The following is a 17,839-nucleotide window of genomic DNA, read 5'->3' as shown; positions in this document are numbered from 1 at the left end:
TACAGTCATAGTTAAATGTGGCATCCCTAAGGGGATTCGAACCCCTGTTACCGCCGTGAAAGGGCGGTGTCCTAGGCCTCTAGACGATAGGGACGCTGAATTATTGAAAAGCTTTACTTTTCTTTTTCAGCGCCAGGTAACAAGTTACCTAACACTTAAATTTTGGTGGAGCTATGCGGGATCGAACCGCAGACCTCTTCGCTGCCAGCGAAGCGCTCTCCCAGCTGAGCTATAGCCCCGCTAGCTAGAATATAAACGGCCTAGTGCTTATATTATAGACATCAACGTGTAGAGTTCTACTCGTTGAAAGCGAGGCGCATTTTAGGCAGCCCCCTATTAACTGTCAACCTTTAATTTAGTGTTTACGCTATTTTTTTACTGATTTGCGTTTAAGTGGCTAGATAAGCATCAACTTGACTATTTTTTATATATTCAACAGTTTAATGACGATATTTTCATAATGAATAAATACTTTATTAACCTCAAAGCTAAAATAAATGTCTGTCTACAAAGCAGCTGACTTTATTTTTCTCGGAAAAATAGCTATGGTAGGGGCTCAGGTAAAATATTAGAATCTTTCATGCTACTAAAAAATGCTAAAGTTGTTGCGATTGGAGGTGGTCACGGTCTTGGTCGTGTGCTCTCTTGTTTATCTTTTCTAGAGAAAAATCTTACTGGTATTGTCACAACAACAGATAATGGCGGCTCTACTGGTAGATTACGTAAACGCAGCAGTTCGATAGCGTGGGGAGATCTACGTAATTGCTTAACACAGTTGGTCGATGAAGATTCTATTGGCAGCCAACTGTTTAACTTTCGCTTTGATGGCCAAGACGAGCTCGGTGGCCATAATTTAGGTAACTTGATCTTGTTTGGTCTGGGTCAAATTCAATCTAGACCATTAGACTCTATTAAACTCGTAAGACGCTTGTTAAGAGTAAAAACCCCTGTTTTGCCTATGTCTGAAACGCCTACTGATTTAATGGCATTTTATCCTGAAGGCCGATGTCGTGTTGGTGAACTTTCGGTTGATGATATGCCAGTCATGCCAAAAAGCCTTATGTTGGCTCCTCTGGTTAAAACATTAAGTAGTGCAAGAAAAGCACTTGAAGACGCAGATTTAATTATTTTAGGCCCTGGCAGCTTTTTAACAAGCGTGGTTCCGCCGTTATTGGTGCGTGATATCGTTAACGCAATCAACAAAAGTAAAGCGCACTGTGTTTTTGTTGAAAATATTGTGGCAGAAGCAAGCCCTGCGGGAAAAGTAACACTCGATGAAAAACTAGATTGGTTAGCCGATAACATCGGTTGTATGCCGGTTGATAGCGTTATTGCGCCTGATGGCGTTACTTCCTCTTTACTGCCAGTAGTTAATTGCCAATTAGCTTCAACAACTGTGGCTCATTACCATGATAAAGATAAATTACTTAACGCGCTGCAACAGTGCATTGATATATCAGGCGAAACAACGCTGACACAAGTGGTAAATTCTTAACTCAGCGATTATTTAGCTGAGTTATCGTCTTCACTGATCCTACTAGCTACAGCTCCCATTTGCCCCTTATATTTGGCATCATTACGCTTATTGTAGGGACGAAGTGCAGCACCTGACATGGTTTCAAAATTAAGTGCGGCTATTTTCATTTTAGGCCGCAACGCAAGCGGTAACTTACCACTATTGTAAAATTCTAAAACAATTTGCCCTGACCAACCTGGATCAATGCGATGTGCCGTAACATGTACCATTAAACCTAAGCGCGCTAACGAAGAACGGCCATCGAGCCAGCCGACTATATTATCAGGTAATGTTACCGACTCATACGTTACGGCTAATGCTAGTTCACCAGGGTGTAAAAAGAATGCTTCACCATCAGGAATAACAATTTCATCACTCATCACTGAATTCATTGCTTTTTGCACCGATTCTTTCTGTCCGCTTAAATCTATATAAGGGGCAGTATGGTCTTGAAAAACACGAAACTCATTGCCTAAACGAATATCAACACTCACCCCTGATATCATACTTTCATCTGGCATTGGAGAAATTATAATGCTTTCTTGTTTTAGTAATTCTTGAATATCTTTATCGCACAATCTCATAGGGCTATCTTTCTTATTTTTTCAATAATTGCAATGATGTTATTTCTAACGACTTTTTGATGATTTACCGTTAAAAAGGCAAACAGTCTGAACCATGACGAATTAAACAAAACGAGGTAAAAACTATTCTACTTGTTTAACAAATAACTCGGTGCTGTCAGGACTTTGTTCTGATTTTTGTTTGTAAAGCTCAGCAGCAATGTTGCCCGCTATTCTACGGTATTGTTGCGCAATATCACTAGTGCTATTTTCAATTAATGGTGATTTCCCATTATCTGCATATTGGCAAATATCGATATTTAACGGTAACTGTCCCAATAAGGGTGTGGAAAATTCATCGCTAAGTATTGTACCGCCACCATGGCCAAATAGTTGTGATTTTTCACCGCAGTGTTGGCAAATGTGGTAACTCATATTCTCAATAATACCAAGTACAGGTACATCCACTTTTTTGAACATTTCAATCCCCTTCACAGCGTCTGCTAAGGCAATATCTTGTGGTGTTGTAATAATAATTGATGCGGCTACAGGTACTTGTTGGGCAAGGGTTAATTGAATATCCCCCGTACCCGGTGGCATATCAATCAATAAATAGTCAATATCTTGCCAAGCAGTTTCATTCAACAACTGATTAAACGCCCTGCTTGCCATTGGGCCTCGCCATACGGTGGCATCTTTTTCTTCAACCAGAAAACCTATCGACATTGCGGCAATATCATTTGTTTCTAGTGGTAACATTTTTTTTCCATCTGGAGAAGTGACAGGTTGCCCTTCTAAACCCAACATTTTCGGTATTGATGGGCCATAAATATCTGCATCAAGTATACCGACTGACGCACCTTCTGCGGCTAAAGCGTAGGCTAAATTGACTGTAGTAGTAGACTTACCTACACCTCCTTTACCCGAAGCAATAGCAATAATATTTTTGATACCTTGAATGTTATGGCGTTTTATCATTTGCACTTTTAATTGGCTATTCACCAAAATTGAAATATGCGTTTGTTCAAGTAAAGCAGATGCGAAACAATCTAACGCACTATCACAAGCAAAAGGTACTTCAATAGAAACAACTATGTCTTTTTTAACCTTGACTATTTCTGTGATTTTACAACATTTAGCAATGCCGTCGGGGAATATACCTTCTTGGTATTGATTGAAAAACTCAGTGATTTTATCGCGTGTTTCAGTAGGTACAGACGAACCAAATAAAGATGAAAACATGATCAGACTATCGTTTTGTTATGTTTTAAGAAAGAAAATCTCACAAATACAAGATTTGTCGATATTAGTTAATGATAAATTCAATTAAATTCTGTACCATTCCTTCCTTAATTACCACCTAATTTTAGTCACAATTAAATTCAGTTAGAAATCTATATGCAATCACCAAATAAACGCAAAATTCTTGTTACTTGTGCTTTACCGTACGCGAATGGTTCAATCCATTTAGGACACTTATTAGAACATATTCAAACCGATATCTGGGTTCGTTTCCAACGAATGCGTGGTCACGAAACATATTTCGTATGTGCTGATGATGCTCACGGTACGCCAATAATGTTAAAATCACAGGAACTTGGCGTTAGCCCTGAAGAAATGATCGCGGGTGTCCGTGAAGAGCATATGGCTGATTTTAGTGATTTCATGATCAGTTTTGATAACTACCACTCAACGCATAGCGACGAAAATCGAGCGTTTGCCAGTGAGATTTATAATAAGCTAAATGAAAGCGGTTATATTAAATCACGCACGATTTCACAGTTGTATGATCCTGAAAAAGGCATGTTTTTACCTGATCGTTTCGTTAAAGGCACCTGCCCTACCTGTAAAAGTGAAGATGAAAATGGCGATAGTTGTGATAGTTGCGGCGCTACTTACTCACCTACTGAGGTAATTAACCCACGTTCTGTTGTGTCTGGTGCAACCCCGATTTTAAAAGACTCAGAACATTTTTTCTTTGACTTGCCTGCGTTTGAAAAAATGCTAAAAGATTGGACAACTGGCGGCTCTTTACAAGAAGAAATGGCGAACAAACTCAACGAATGGTTTGAGCAAGGTTTACAGCAATGGGATATCAGTCGTGATTCCCCCTATTTTGGCTTTGAAATTCCAAATGCCCCAGGAAAATTCTTTTATGTATGGTTAGACGCACCTATCGGTTATATGGGTAGCTTTAAGAATTTATGTGATAAAGAAAACATCGATTTTAACGCATACTGGCGAGAAGATTCAGAAGCTGAGCTTTATCACTTTATTGGTAAAGACATTATCTATTTCCACAGTTTATTTTGGCCAGCAATGCTTGAAGGTTCCGGTTACCGTAAACCCACTTCTGTTTTTGCTCATGGTTTTGTCACGGTTAATGGCGCAAAAATGTCTAAATCAAAGGGTACGTTTATTAAAGGCCGTACGTTTTTAGAACATTTAAATCCAGAGTATTTACGCTATTACTATGCCGCTAAATTAACCAACCGTATTGACGATTTAGATCTTAATTTAGAAGACTTTGCACAACGGGTAAATTCAGATCTTGTTGGTAAAGTTGTCAACATTGCATCACGCTGTGCAAGTTTTATCACCAAACGTTTTGATGGTATGTTATCAGCAAATGTTGACGATCAAGCGTTAGCAGATGAAGTAACCTCAGCAGGTGATAGACTGGCAGAGCTTTACGAAAACAGAGAGTTTGCTAAAGCAATGCGTGAAATCATGGCATTGGCTGATAAAGTTAACGAATATATCGCGGTAAAAGAACCGTGGGTGTTGATAAAAGATGAAAGCAAACAACAAGCAGTACACGATGTTTGTTCTCTAGGCATCAACCTATTCCGAACACTGATGATTTATTTAAAACCAGTGTTACCAAAGCTTGCAGAAAGCACTGAAGCATTTTTAAATGATGAACTCTTATGGCATGGGCATCAGTCATTGTTAACCAACCATAAGATCAATAAGTTCAAAGCCTTATTACAAAGAGTTGATATGGATAAAGTAGAAGCAATGGTAGCCGCATCAAAAGAAAACCTAACTGAAACAAAACCTGTTGTTACTGGTCCAATTGCTGACGATCCTCTTTCACCCGAGATACAGTTTGATGACTTTGCAAAAATTGACTTACGTATTGCAAGAATAGTGAAAGCTGAGCACGTTGAAAAAGCTGATAAACTCTTACGTTTAGAATTAGCGCTCGATAATGATGGCAACGAAACCCGCCAAGTCTTTGCTGGTATAAAATCAGCATATCAACCTGAAGATTTAGAGGGTAAGCTTACCGTTATGGTCGCTAATTTAGCACCGCGTAAAATGCGTTTTGGCATGTCAGAAGGCATGGTCTTAGCTGCTGGCCCAGGGGGTAAGGACCTGTGGATATTAAACCCAGAAGATGGTGCTCAACCTGGCATGCGTGTTAAGTAAGCTTACCTTCGTTGAGCTAACATACATGAAGAAACACTAGGCGCTCATCGAGCGCCTTTTTCGTTAATATCGTTTACAAGTAAACAATTTAACCCTATATGAAAACAACTGCTAATTTAGCAACTAACAGCATGATCCACAAACTAGATAAAACCGATAAAAAAATGCTATATAGGTTTTATAAAGCCCAAGGTTATTCGGCGAGTTTAATGGGATATGATACGTGTTATACCATTAAAAATAAGCACAGTGAGATTATTGCTGCGGTCATTGTTTCTCAACTCGTTCAACAGAATCAGCAAGCTTTGCTGCATGGATTGGTTGTTTCAACTGAGCACAGAAACAAAGGTCTAGCAAAGAACCTTATTAAACATTGTGTACATAATCACGACACTGTCGTGTGTTTTGCAAGTAGGTCCTTAAAGGATCTATATCGAAGGGCCGGGTTTTCGATGCTGCTAAATCAACAAATCGAGCAACATCTTAATCAACTGTTGATAACACGCTTTCGTATTTACCAACAAAAACAACCATTATTACAGGTGTTTATTCAGCGTTAACAACTGAGCTATTTACACGGTTAGTTAAGTAATTAATGATATCATTTGATTCATACAACCATTCAACCGAATTATTGTCATGCTCAATCCGTAAACAAGGTACTTTACGCTTACCGCCTTGTTCAATTAATGCTTGATTTGCTTCGTCTGATTTATTTATATTCTGTAGCGGTAAGGCAATGCCGTTACGTTTCATCGCACGGCGAACTTTAACGCAAAATGGGCAAGCAGGTAATTGATAAAGGCTCATATTTTCAGTTGCCTGTGCAATATCAGCCTTTTGTGCCGAAGTAAGCTTTGGCGAACGCGGAGAAAAAACAAAGTCAAAAAATAAAATAATACGGCCAATAACCCATCGTAAAATAAACATCTATAGCAAAACCTTTGGTTTGATTTTAAAGGCGCGCATTCTATCAGCTACGCCCATAAACAACAAACTTGAGCCGATTAGCTCCCTTTTTGTTATTGCAATATGGTCGCTAATAATGTTGGTAAACCTACGGCCGCTGTTTGCTCAATAACGGTAAGATTTTCTCGCGCTTTTAAAGCATTATTAAGTTGTGGTTTAGGATCAAGGTAGAAAATCTCAGCTTTCTCGGGGGCAAAGCTCACTAAATTTGCTGCTGGGTATACTTGCATCGAAGTACCCACAACAATCACGATATCAGCAGCAGCAACCTGAGAAATCGCTTGATTCAACATCGGAACATCTTCGCCAAACCATACAATAAAAGGCCGTAATTGAGCACCTTGAGGACAAGCATCGCCAAGTTTAATATCATCCACCCATGAGCATATATACTCAGGATACAAAGTACTTTGGGCTTTTTTTAACTCACCATGCAAATGTATAACATGCTCACTGCCAGCTCTCTCGTGAAGGTCATCTACATTTTGCGTAATAATGGAAATATCAGCCGCCTGCTGTGCTTTAGCAAGTGCTATATGCCCATCATTAGGCAATACTTCTTTTAGTTGCTTACGCCTTTGGTTATAGAAATCAAGCACTAATGATTGGTTTTGATTCCAGCCTTCAATACTGGCAACAGACATAGCATCGTGGCCTTCCCATAAACCATCCGCATCACGAAAGGTATTAATGCCACTTTCTGCACTCATACCGGCACCACTAAGCAGTACAACCTTTTTACGACTCTGTTTCATTATAGCGTTACGACCAAACTCAAGTTTAAAGCATAAATTGTATTGCCAAACACAGCTAATGTTAAGATTTACTCTCTGCAAAGTTTTTTAATGCAGCTAAGCGTTGATCCCACTGCTGCTCTATTGTTGCAATAAACTGCTTAGCGGTTGTTAAAGTTGACAATTCTAAGTTCACTTGTGTTTCACGTCCTTGCGGTGTAAGCCTAACAAGGTGGGCTGATACCAGCACTTGAAGTTGTTTTCTAGCCCCTTGCCGTGTAATACCAAGATCTGTTGAAAGTTCACCTATTGTGTAGTTTTCACCATTGGCAAGACGCTTGATCATCTCTAGCCGTGTTGAGTCACCCAACGCTTTATAAATATTTGCTTCATTCATTTAAGCAGTTTCTACGTAGCTTACTAATCTGTCAATCATATGCTCCCATCCTTTTGTGTTTTGTTTAACAAATTTTTCAATAAGTTCCACAGGTAACTCGTCAAAGCCAGATTCAGTGAGTATCACTTTGCATACACCATCTTCTTGCTCTTGAATATGAAATTCCACCAAGGTATTAGGTACACTTAATACATCACCGACAAAATTACTCTCTCCTGGTACCCACCGAAAAGCAAAATAAGAACAAGGATCAGCCTGCGTAATATAGAGAGCACTTTGACCGCATTCAGAGAAATCAAAAATAGCTTGTTCTCCAGCGCGGTAATTACCGGTTAATTTATCCGGAAACCAGGCTATTACTTGTTCTGGCTCTGCAATGGCGTGATAAATTTTCTCTTGAGTCGCATTAACAATAATTTCACGTTTAATTGTATTTTTCATTATTTTTTCCTTAGCACTTGTACAATGATTCGTCTTAAGTAAAACAGATCAAACACAAATAAGCAACCAAATGGTTGCTTATTTGTGTTTTAGAATCAATTTGAAAAACATAAGATAAATACAAACGTTAAATAGCCTATTGTTTTCGTTTAACTTTAGGCTCGAAGGGGTAAAACAGCCGACTATTACTATGAACTTCAGTCAACCCAAGCTTCGATACAAGGCAAAACTATTTGAAGTAACCATTTTAATAACATATTGTTTATCAGATTGTTAGAAGCGGACAACCTTGCAAATATTAACAATAGGTTTAAAGCAATCATTAAGGAACCAAGCCAATGAAAAAACGGATAGTCTTAACAGGGGGGCCTGGCGGAGGAAAAACCACGGCTCTCGACCTTATTCGTAGAGAATTCAACGGTAAAATTGCTGCAGTACCTGAAGCCGCAACCATGATGTTTAGCGGCGGTATTGAACGCGCTTTAAATGACAACGTTTTACGCAATCAACAAACGGCGATTTTTACCTTACAAAAACAGCTGGAAGATATACAAAGAGCAACTTTCCCAGAATGTGTTATTTTATGTGATAGGGGCAGCCTTGACGGACTCGCATATTGGCCAGATGGCGAACAAGATTTTTTCGCCCAAATGAACACTACGTTAGACCAAGAGTTTTCTCGTTATGATGCGGTAATATTTTTTGAAACAGCAGCAAAGTCAGGGGAAAGTATTCGAAGCAATAACCCAGTAAGAAATGAATCTGAACAAGCTGCTATCGATCTTGACAGCAAATTACAAGCTATTTGGTCACAGCATCCTAACTTTAACTTAGTGGGTAGCTCCGAATCTTTTATTCGAAAAGTCATGTTTGGCATTATGACCATTGAAAATGTAATCGGCCAATATAAGCACTATTAGTGTTTTATTAAATTAACAGCTGGTATTAATGAAAATGATGTACACAATTTCGTGCAAATTAGACAAAAGTTAAAAATAAATTATTAAAAAGTTATTTTACCATCTTGAGATATTTCCTTAGAATCCCAACTATAAAGCAATTCGCATTAAATTAATTTGGAGTTTTTCATGAGCGAAGCAAGACATTGCCCATTACTCATTTTGGGTTCAGGCCCTGCTGGTTACACTGCTGCTGTATATGCTGCGCGTGCAAATTTAAACCCTGTGATGATCACAGGCATGCAACAAGGCGGTCAATTAACCACAACAACTGATGTTGAAAACTGGCCTGGTGACGCTGATGATTTAACAGGCCCAGCATTAATGGAACGTATGCAAAAGCATGCTGAAAAATTTGATACTGAAATTATCTTTGATCATATTGAATCAGTCGACCTTAACTCTCGCCCATTTAAATTATCGGGCAGCAGCGAATATACCTGTGATGCATTAATCATTTGTACCGGTGCTTCTGCACAATACCTTGGTTTACCTTCTGAAGAAGCTTTCATGGGTAAAGGTGTTTCTGCCTGTGCAACCTGTGACGGGTTTTTCTATAAAAACCAGAAAGTTGCAGTTGTTGGCGGTGGTAATACAGCGGTTGAAGAAGCGCTATACTTGTCAAACATCGCATCAGAAGTACATTTAATTCACCGTCGTGATACTTTCCGTTCAGAAAAAATATTAACGGATCGTTTAATGGAAAAAGTGAAAAACGGTAACATTACTCTACATGTAAACCGTACATTAGATGAAGTATTAGGTGACCAAATGGGTGTGACAGGCGTGCGTATTAAAGATACTGCCTCAGATGCCACCGAAGTGTTCGATCTTTCAGGTGTTTTTATCGCGATTGGCCACAAACCAAACACCGATATTTTTAAAGGCCAGTTAGACATGAAAGATGGTTACTTAACCATTAATAGTGGAACGGCTGGAAATGCAACACAAACCAGTATCGAAGGTGTGTTTGCCGCTGGTGATGTAGCAGATCACATCTACCGTCAGGCGATTACATCAGCGGGTGCGGGTTGTATGGCTGCACTTGACGCTGAACGTTATTTAGACGCGAAATAACCAACGGTTATTTGATTTTATGTCAGAGGCTATTCCATGGCTTGAGTTAGGAAGCTTCTCATTCCCTCCCCCAGAAAACGCTTTGCATGATCCTAACGGTTTGCTAGCAATAGGGGGAGATTTAAGCCCACAAAGGCTGTTAAGTGCATACAGTGCTGGTATATTTCCTTGGTTCAGTGAAGCTGATCCTATTTTATGGTGGTCACCTAACCCGAGAGCCATCATTCCAATTGCTCACCTAAATATTAATCGCACATTAAGAAAGTTTATCAAAAAATGTCCTTACACCGTGACCGTTAACCGCGCGTTTGAAGAAGTCATTGATTTTTGTGCCGATGCGCCATTTCGTGATGATGAAACCTGGATTGTCGAGGAAATGAAGCAAGGATATATCAACTTACATCAACAAGGTGACGCTCATTCAATAGAAGTTTGGCAAGAAGATGAACTGGTAGGCGGTTTGTATGGTGTTGCCATAGGTGGATACTTTTCTGGTGAATCGATGTTTTATACCAAGAGCAATGCGTCTAAGGTCGCACTTGTGGCGTTAGCTCAACTGCTTACTGCTCATAACGTTGCTTTTATCGACTGCCAATTATTGAATCCCTTTTTAGCCGACATGGGCTGTATAGAAGTATCACGCGCTTCTTTTTTACAACAACAATCAATTGAAAAACAACGCAAAGTAACGAAAGATTTTTGGCAACCAAGAACAATTTCCTTGTCTATACTGTAATTTATGAATACTAGTTACCAACTTGGGGTAAGCCAAGCATTTCCTTGTAATTACTTACCTGAACAAGAAGAACGATTGCTGATTGCTGTTGACGAACGATTGCAAACCAGTGATAAATACACTTGGCTTATGCATCAAGGTTTTCGCCGTAGTGGCGATCAAATTTACCGACCCTATTGTGAACATTGCAATGCCTGTCAATCGCTACGTGTGGTTACCGCAGAATTCACACCAACAAAAAGCCAAAAGCGACTGCTGAAAAAAAATAAACATCTCGAAGTGGTTATTAATCATAAGTTACAAGACTTTTACTACCCACTCTATGAAAAATACATTAACGAAATTCATTATGACGGTGCGATGTTCCCGCCAAGTAAATCACAGTTTGAATCGTTTCTATCATCACAGTTATGTCAGCAATTATTCATTGAGCTTTGGCATGACGATACGCTGGTAAGCGTTGCCGTTACTGATGTATTAGTTGATGGGTTATCAGCAGTTTATACATTCTATCACCCAAAATACCGCGCATCGGGCATTGGTAATTTTTCCATATTAAACCAAGTGCAAGTTGCAAAGACATACAAGAAGCCTTATTTGTATCTCGGCTATCAAATTGATGACTGTCAAAAAATGAATTACAAAAATCGCTACTTTCCACACCAGATATTACGAAATAATCGTTGGCAAACGATAAATAAATCATAGTATAGCTTTACTTTAGCGGAACATTTGTGCATGATCTGCGCAGCTTTTTTATCAATGCACAAATTAGAGGTTTAACGCCCAATGGCGAAAGAAGAAAATATTGAAATGCAAGGTACGGTTTTAGATACCTTACCAAACACTATGTTCCGTGTTGAATTAGAAAATGGACACGTAGTTACAGCTCACATTTCAGGCAAAATGCGTAAGAACTACATCCGTATTTTAACTGGCGATAAAGTTACCGTGGAATTAACACCGTACGACTTATCGAAAGGCCGTATTATTTTCCGTGCTCGATAAATTTACCACAAAAGAATGTTTATAAAGCTCCTTCATGGGGCTTTATTTTTATCTATCAAACTCCCGCTTTCTTACACTTTTTCAATTTTGTTAAACGTTTCTTTAACGCATTGATGATACTACTGTGTCTTTTATTGGCGTAAACATATTGGTTATATAAAGTGAGAATAGCAGCTAGTTCAACTGAAGCAACGACGCTTACCTTTTTAACTCGTGAAATATATTGCTGGTCAGTTTCTTGAAGGTTGCGCGTTACACCCATTTTTTCAATATGTTGACAGGCAGCTTTATAAACTCTTAAAGCTGGTGAATTCACCTTCTCGGTTAACCTTCTTAACCAACGCGTAAGAAAAAACAAGGCGACAATCAATGATAAGGCTACCAATAACACAACAACTACTTTGAGGGTGACGTGTTGACCAAACCATGCTTTTAAAAGCTTAAGTTGCTGCTCAGTTGAATAATTAATCACAAACTTTGTCCATTGATAGTCAATGGTGTCTAAATATAACTGTACCGTTTGCAAGAGACCTGCTTGTAACCATGTCGACATATCAAAACCCGCTAATTGGTCACGTTCTTTTAATAACTGTGACGAAAAGCCTTGCTCTACTCTGCTAGGATCTACTGCTGCGGTTGGGTCAACTCTAACCCAACCTTTACCGTCTAACCAAACCTCACTCCATGCATGGGCATCACGTTGATACACACTAAAATATCCGCCTTGTTTATTTAACTCCCCTCCTAAATACCCTAAAACCACCCTAGCCGGTATACCTGCCGCACGCATCAAATAGGTAAAGCTACTCGCATAATGCTCACAAAAGCCCGCTTGGGTGTTAAAAAAGAATTCATCTAATGAATTATTGGTTAATAAAGGCGGCTCTAATGTGTATCTAAAAGGGTTATTTCGATAGTGTTTAAGTGTAGAATCAATAATGTTTTGCGCATTTAATGCATTTTCTTTTAACGTTTGCCCGAACTTAAAGAGCTTAGGGTTACTATTGCTATCAATGCGTAAATTACGCTGAAGCACCGATGCATTTTGGTACAATGTTAAAGGTTGAGTTAAGTTACTCGTTACTTGGTATGATATTGGCCGCGTTATTTTGCGCGGTGAATACACGGAATAATCACGTAAGGTAGCAAGGTGTTCTGTGTCGCGGTTGCGATTCAACTGTCCCACATCTAATAAAAATAACCAGGGCTGAAAACTTGGCGTTAATATCACTTGATACGTGACAAGTTGATCTTCACCTGAGTATTTCAAACGCTTTCTAGGCACTTGTTGATATTGCTTAATATTCGCTACTTGTTGGTATTTTCTATTCCATTGTTGATCATCGAAGGTATCTAACACTATAGCGCGCCAATACAGCTGTTGATAATCTGGCACATCAGTTGAAAACTCAACCCTGAACGCTAAGTCATTAGATAATGCTAGCTTTGCGATATCCCCTATTTTCAATGAATCATTCAAGCCAGTTTCAACGCCTTTTGATTGTGGTACTTGCCAAAAAGGAGGAATTTTAGGAAATATTACAAATAACAACACCGCTAATGGCAAGCTTTGCACCACTAACTTTAGTGAAAACTTCATCTGCTTATTAACCGACGATAACGGGCTAAATAAACTATTTAAAAACATAAGGTTGGCTATAAAAAAAACCAGCACCAGTAAGGAAAAGTAAATGGATTGCTGAAAAATTAATGAGCAACACATCAATAACAAGCCAATTAAAAACCATTGGTATATGTCATAGCGTTTCTTTAATTCTAAAGGTTTTAATAAGTAGGAAAGGCACAATAGATGCAACATAGCAGAAAGTAAGCCAATGGCTTTACCTGTCATTACTAATAATACACAACCGGCGATGGCAATAATAACTTTGATCCAACCTTTGCCAATAGCCATAATGTTGCGATGAATGGCCCACTGCCACAACAACGTTATTAACGCCATCGCAATGAACCATTGTGATAATTCAGTCAGTAACAACGATAAATTCAATACAGGTAACAAAAGTAACCAATTCGTTGCAAACACCGGCATCTGTTTTTTGTTATCTTTCGAAAACATGTTTAGCAACCTATCGTGTGACGATGTAACTCTTTATCGTCAATAGAGGAATGCGTTTTACTATCTTGATCAGTACCATATTGAGCAATTAAACGTAAACATTGTTGGCTATGTTTCTCGCCTTGCGATTCAGCGATCATTTGATGGTCTAACGCCAATGAGAAGGGTTGCTGCCCATAGCTTAAATCAAGCACCAAATAGCATAGTTGCTTTAATTGTGTTTCAAGATCACGACCTGGCATGTCGGCCAAACGCAATACATGACGATCATAACGTACATAGTGAGCTGTTTGCTTAATTTGCCATGCTTGCCCTTTCGCTACGTTTTTCCATGCCACTCGCGTTAATGGCCAACCTTGTTGATACGGCGCAAGCGCATAAAAGTCATCACCTTCGAATAATGGTTGGGCGGTAAGGCCTAGATCATCTTGAACCGTAACATTAGTTAATTCAACAAGTTGACAAGCTATAGGGTGCGGATACACCACAACAGATAGAGGAAACCTCACGTATGTCCATGTTTTAAATAGGCCTAACGGAAATTCACTTAATAGGGTAAAACGACCGACTTTTTTCACACCTCGATGATTAAATAACAATATTGCTTTTAATGAATTTTTGCTTCCAGCAACGTGAGTAAACTGGCGATTTTGTTGTTCAAATCCATAAAAAACATGATAAATTTCACGAGAACTTTTTATATCAATTTCAAGTTTAAGTTCTTGTTCAGTCTGAACAAAGTATTCCCCCTGACATGATACTACGATGCCTAACAGGTTATGAAAACTGTAAAGCATGGCAATAATAAATGCACTTGATAACAAATAGCTAACAAACAAAATAAGGTTATTCTGATAGTTTGTACCTAAAACAAACAGTAATAAAATAAAGCCTAAAAAACAGCAACCAAAACCGGTTGGTAAAATATAAATTGTTCTATGTGTTAGTACATGTCGAGCATGTTCAGGTAGCCTTTTATCAACAAACGCAGTGAAACGTTTCATTATTGATATTTTTATCGAACTAAACATTGTTCTTCTAGCTATGAGTATTCAAAAGGTTGATGACTATTAACCGATGACAATAGCTGCTCAGCTAATGATGAATTGCCTTGGTATTGACTATCACCCTGAGGCTGTTGTCGACTGCCCACTAAACGATGTTCACAAACGGAATTAAACACTGCTTTTATATCGTCCGGTAAAACATGATCACGTTGATGAATAAATGCCCACGCTTTAGCTGCAGCTATAAGCGATTTACCTGCGCGAGGCGATAATGGATTCACTGATAAGTTGGTATGTCGAGAACGTTCACATAATGCGACCACATAATCAATTAACTCATCAGCGACATAGACTATGTTTACCTCTTCTTGAATGGCCGCTAACTGGGTTAAATTAATACATGCAGGCAGTTGTTCAAACAAGCGCGCATTATCTCCTTTTAATATCGCCTTTTCTGATGCACGATCTGGAAAGCCTAACGATATTTTCATCATAAAGCGATCAAGTTGAGATTCTGGTAGGGGGTATGTACCCGCATGAAAAAGTGGGTTTTGAGTAGCAATAACAAAGAATGGTTCAGGTAACTCATAGGTGACACCATCAACACTAACGCGATTTTCTTCCATCGCTTCTAACAATGCACTCTGCGCTTTTGGGCTGGCGCGGTTTATTTCATCAGCAAGTACTACTTGATTAAATAAAGGCCCTTTGTGAAATGTAAACGCAAGTTGTTGTTGATCGAATATTGAAACACCAATGATATCTGCCGGTAACAAATCACTGGTAAATTGCACACGTTGATAGCTTAATCCTGAGGTACTTGCTAATACGTGCGCCAATGTGGTTTTACCCATTCCAGGTAGATCTTCAATCAGTAAATGCCCTTTTGCTAACAAACACGCTAACGAGAGTTTTACTTGTTCAGGCTTTCCAATCACAACACGTTCAATTTGCGCAATGATGTTTTCAATATAATCTGACATATCAACTCACTCATTTACAGACGAACAGCCATTAAAACATATATTTCAACTTGCAAACAAACCTAGCGGAATAAATCTTTATGAATACAAAATTATCGTGACTTCTCCATGTAATAAACCAAGACAAATAGTTCAAAATTTGATTTTCATCAACATTTAAGACTTAAAAGGCCTTTAATATGCTTACTTCTGAATAGGTGTCTGTCTCTTTGGCATTAAACTGCTAATACTGGTTACTGATAATAAACGACTTATACCTTTCGACTTTTAAACCGTGACGTAATCAACGAAGGTTAACACAGCATGGAACTAGATTTTCAAGCCATTGAGTACTTAAAAAACCCAAATCAAATGCTACTAAAAGGTGACTTTCAGCAGTTTTTATTATCCCTAGATGTGCCGACCATCATTGATATTTCGGGAAAAAATGTTGATAGAACACGCGTTATCACGACATTATTACATGGTAATGGACCGTCAGGATTTATTGCCATGCACCGTTGGCTTACGGGTGATTCACATGACAATAAACCTGAAACCAACTTACGTTTTATTATTGTGTCAGTTGAAGCAGCAACAAGCACTCCCTTATTAACAACCTGTTATTTAGCAAATGGTATTGATATTAATCGTTGTTTTGGCAGTAATTTAAATCATGGATATTACCAACGCGCAAATCTTATCGCTCAGGCGATCAAGGAAGTATCACCTGAAGTTGTTATTGATATTCATAACACGCCGAGTGATGGCCCTTCATTTGGGGTTACTCCTTTAGTTTCAAACGATGGTTTAACTGCTAGCTCATTTTTTTGTGACACTTTGGTTTTATCTGGTCTATCCCGAGGTGCGTTAATGGAGCAAAACTTTGGCTGTCCGGTGATCACCATTGAATGTGGTGGTTCAAAAGATGAACAAGCCCATGCAGTTGCTTTGCAGGGTATAACAGAGCTTGCCCACTGCCCTAACTTATCAAATTATCATCAAAAAAATAATGTCAAGATCATCTATAAACCTTTATGTTTAATGGTTAATGCTGATGTTGATTTACATTTTTCACAACACGACGAAGGTTATTCAGGTGTTACATTTATCAATAAAATAGAACAACTTAATTATGGCGGGGTAAAAGAAGGACAAATGCTTGGTTGGCTTGATGAACATGGTCTAAATAACTTAATGTTAATCAATGATGTTGGAGACAATGTTATTGATAAATATTTTGCTGTTAGAGACAATCAATTAATTAGCCTAACGTGCCTAAAAGTGTTTATGGCAACAAATAATGTTGACGTTACAAAAAATGACTGCTTGTTTTATATCGTCAACATGTCAAATAGCTAATTTTGCTAATGTGAGCGTTTATGTGTCATGAAAATGCTGTTTGGATCACTCTGATAATCAGCAAATGGCCCGCATTCGGTAAAGCCGTGACGTAGATATAAATCTCGGGCAGGTTTAAAAAAGGCCATTGATCCTGTTTCTAAGTGAAGGGATGTATATCCCTTTATTGTGGCTTGATTCATCACGTAGTTTAGTAAACGAGTTGCCACCCCTTGACCTCTCGCTTCGTTTATTGTGCGCATAGACTTTATTTCTGCGACCGTTTCACTATGCGTTTTAATGGCGACACAACCTAGGGTTTTACCTGAATACTTAAAGGAGTAAAAAGTAATATTAGGTTGTTTAAGTGCTTGGGTATCAAGTGCATGGACACTTTCTGCGGGAGAATTCGCAAACATATCTTTGAGGTGTTCTTCGAGTATGCTAACGATTTGACCGTCAGTTAAATCATCTTCTTCAATCAATATATCAGATTTTTTCAAGATATTTTGTTTATATTGGGCGGAAACTATTGAACATTTTAACAAAAAATTCATCACTGAAAAGTGAAATAAATTCATCTATAAGACAACGTTAGCTTGATGAAAAAGGAC

General features: G+C 38.6%; 19 protein-coding genes and 2 tRNA genes. 9 read left to right on the top strand and 12 right to left on the bottom strand.

Features of this window, described 5'->3' with window-relative positions; genetic code table 11:
- Positions 1 to 18: 18 nt before the first annotated feature.
- A tRNA-Glu gene (locus tag BI291_RS17200) sits at positions 19 to 94 on the bottom strand.
- A gap of 69 nt (positions 95 to 163) precedes the next feature.
- Positions 164 to 239 (bottom strand) — tRNA-Ala (locus BI291_RS17195).
- 341 nt (positions 240 to 580) lie between these two features.
- Here BI291_RS17195 and yvcK point away from each other — a divergent pair.
- Positions 581 to 1,495 (top strand): uridine diphosphate-N-acetylglucosamine-binding protein YvcK, encoded by a 915-nt coding sequence (yvcK, locus tag BI291_RS17190; RefSeq protein WP_074500521.1) that lies wholly within the window; start codon positions 581 to 583, stop codon positions 1,493 to 1,495.
- A gap of 8 nt (positions 1,496 to 1,503) precedes the next feature.
- Here yvcK and dcd read toward each other — a convergent pair whose 3' ends face one another.
- Positions 1,504 to 2,100 (bottom strand): dCTP deaminase, encoded by a 597-nt coding sequence (gene dcd, locus BI291_RS17185; protein ID WP_074500518.1) that lies wholly within the window; start codon positions 2,098 to 2,100, stop codon positions 1,504 to 1,506.
- A 123-nt stretch (positions 2,101 to 2,223) separates the two neighbouring features.
- Positions 2,224 to 3,321 carry an iron-sulfur cluster carrier protein ApbC gene (apbC, locus tag BI291_RS17180; protein ID WP_074500516.1) on the bottom strand — a complete coding sequence of 366 codons (1,098 nt, stop codon included), beginning with the start codon at positions 3,319 to 3,321 and terminating at the stop codon, positions 2,224 to 2,226.
- A gap of 156 nt (positions 3,322 to 3,477) precedes the next feature.
- On the opposite strand from apbC, the gene metG reads away from it, so the two are divergent.
- Positions 3,478 to 5,514, top strand: a complete 2,037-nt coding sequence (gene metG / locus BI291_RS17175; RefSeq protein WP_074500513.1) for a methionine--tRNA ligase — start codon at positions 3,478 to 3,480, stop codon at positions 5,512 to 5,514.
- Between the two features lie 131 nt (positions 5,515 to 5,645).
- Positions 5,646 to 6,074 (top strand): GNAT family N-acetyltransferase, encoded by a 429-nt coding sequence (locus BI291_RS17170; protein WP_175573147.1) that lies wholly within the window; start codon positions 5,646 to 5,648, stop codon positions 6,072 to 6,074.
- Here the strand turns inward: BI291_RS17170 and BI291_RS17165 are convergent.
- The 4 genes from BI291_RS17165 to BI291_RS17150 all read right to left on the bottom strand — a co-directional run bounded on the left by BI291_RS17165 (position 6,061) and on the right by BI291_RS17150 (position 8,055).
- Positions 6,061 to 6,444 carry a glutathione S-transferase N-terminal domain-containing protein gene (locus BI291_RS17165; RefSeq protein WP_074500508.1) on the bottom strand — a complete coding sequence of 128 codons (384 nt, stop codon included), beginning with the start codon at positions 6,442 to 6,444 and terminating at the stop codon, positions 6,061 to 6,063. The genes BI291_RS17170 and BI291_RS17165 overlap by 14 nt on opposite strands.
- Positions 6,445 to 6,536: 92 nt before the next feature.
- Positions 6,537 to 7,238 (bottom strand): Sir2 family NAD-dependent protein deacetylase, encoded by a 702-nt coding sequence (locus BI291_RS17160; RefSeq protein ID WP_074500505.1) that lies wholly within the window; start codon positions 7,236 to 7,238, stop codon positions 6,537 to 6,539.
- A gap of 61 nt (positions 7,239 to 7,299) precedes the next feature.
- Complete coding sequence (locus BI291_RS17155; RefSeq protein WP_074500503.1) at positions 7,300 to 7,614, bottom strand: helix-turn-helix transcriptional regulator; 315 nt, start codon at positions 7,612 to 7,614, stop codon at positions 7,300 to 7,302.
- Complete coding sequence (locus BI291_RS17150; protein WP_074500500.1) at positions 7,615 to 8,055, bottom strand: SRPBCC domain-containing protein; 441 nt, start codon at positions 8,053 to 8,055, stop codon at positions 7,615 to 7,617.
- Between the two features lie 338 nt (positions 8,056 to 8,393).
- Between BI291_RS17150 and BI291_RS17145 the strand changes: the two genes are divergently transcribed.
- The 5 genes from BI291_RS17145 to infA all read left to right on the top strand — a co-directional run bounded on the left by BI291_RS17145 (position 8,394) and on the right by infA (position 11,835).
- Positions 8,394 to 8,975 (top strand): AAA family ATPase, encoded by a 582-nt coding sequence (locus BI291_RS17145; RefSeq protein ID WP_074500498.1) that lies wholly within the window; start codon positions 8,394 to 8,396, stop codon positions 8,973 to 8,975.
- Between the two features lie 168 nt (positions 8,976 to 9,143).
- The gene (gene trxB, locus BI291_RS17140; RefSeq protein WP_074500495.1) at positions 9,144 to 10,091 is read left to right on the top strand and encodes a thioredoxin-disulfide reductase; all 948 of its coding nucleotides are present in this window, start codon (positions 9,144 to 9,146) and stop codon (positions 10,089 to 10,091) included.
- Positions 10,092 to 10,110: 19 nt separating this feature from the next.
- Positions 10,111 to 10,827: a leucyl/phenylalanyl-tRNA--protein transferase gene (gene aat / locus BI291_RS17135; protein ID WP_074500493.1), complete on the top strand. Its 717-nt coding sequence runs from the start codon at positions 10,111 to 10,113 to the stop codon at positions 10,825 to 10,827.
- A 3-nt stretch (positions 10,828 to 10,830) separates the two neighbouring features.
- Positions 10,831 to 11,535 carry an arginyltransferase gene (locus BI291_RS17130; protein ID WP_074500491.1) on the top strand — a complete coding sequence of 235 codons (705 nt, stop codon included), beginning with the start codon at positions 10,831 to 10,833 and terminating at the stop codon, positions 11,533 to 11,535.
- A gap of 81 nt (positions 11,536 to 11,616) precedes the next feature.
- Positions 11,617 to 11,835 carry a translation initiation factor IF-1 gene (infA, locus tag BI291_RS17125; RefSeq protein ID WP_011043571.1) on the top strand — a complete coding sequence of 73 codons (219 nt, stop codon included), beginning with the start codon at positions 11,617 to 11,619 and terminating at the stop codon, positions 11,833 to 11,835.
- A 55-nt stretch (positions 11,836 to 11,890) separates the two neighbouring features.
- Here infA and BI291_RS17120 read toward each other — a convergent pair whose 3' ends face one another.
- The 3 genes from BI291_RS17120 to BI291_RS17110 are packed head-to-tail and all read right to left on the bottom strand — an operon-like array spanning position 11,891 to position 15,905.
- Positions 11,891 to 13,915, bottom strand: a complete 2,025-nt coding sequence (locus BI291_RS17120; RefSeq protein WP_074500489.1) for a DUF3488 and transglutaminase-like domain-containing protein — start codon at positions 13,913 to 13,915, stop codon at positions 11,891 to 11,893.
- Positions 13,916 to 13,917: 2 nt separating this feature from the next.
- The gene (locus BI291_RS17115; RefSeq protein WP_074500487.1) at positions 13,918 to 14,919 is read right to left on the bottom strand and encodes a hypothetical protein; all 1,002 of its coding nucleotides are present in this window, start codon (positions 14,917 to 14,919) and stop codon (positions 13,918 to 13,920) included.
- Between the two features lie 38 nt (positions 14,920 to 14,957).
- Entirely contained in the window at positions 14,958 to 15,905 is a 948-nt protein-coding gene (locus BI291_RS17110; RefSeq protein ID WP_074500484.1) for a MoxR family ATPase, read from the bottom strand.
- Between the two features lie 303 nt (positions 15,906 to 16,208).
- Here BI291_RS17110 and BI291_RS17105 point away from each other — a divergent pair, with 303 nt between their 5' ends.
- Positions 16,209 to 17,246, top strand: coding sequence for a succinylglutamate desuccinylase/aspartoacylase family protein (locus tag BI291_RS17105; RefSeq protein ID WP_074500481.1), 1,038 nt, complete (start codon positions 16,209 to 16,211; stop codon positions 17,244 to 17,246).
- 5 nt (positions 17,247 to 17,251) lie between these two features.
- Here the strand turns inward: BI291_RS17105 and BI291_RS17100 are convergent, their stop codons facing one another.
- Positions 17,252 to 17,728, bottom strand: a complete 477-nt coding sequence (locus BI291_RS17100) for a GNAT family N-acetyltransferase (protein WP_254849609.1) — start codon at positions 17,726 to 17,728, stop codon at positions 17,252 to 17,254.
- Between the last annotated feature and the right edge of the window lie 111 nt (positions 17,729 to 17,839).

The organism is Thalassotalea sp. PP2-459 (assembly GCF_001913705.1).
Lineage (GTDB): Bacteria > Pseudomonadota > Gammaproteobacteria > Enterobacterales > Alteromonadaceae > Thalassotalea_C > Thalassotalea_C hakodatensis.
This window is presented reverse-complemented; position numbering and strand designations above follow the sequence as displayed.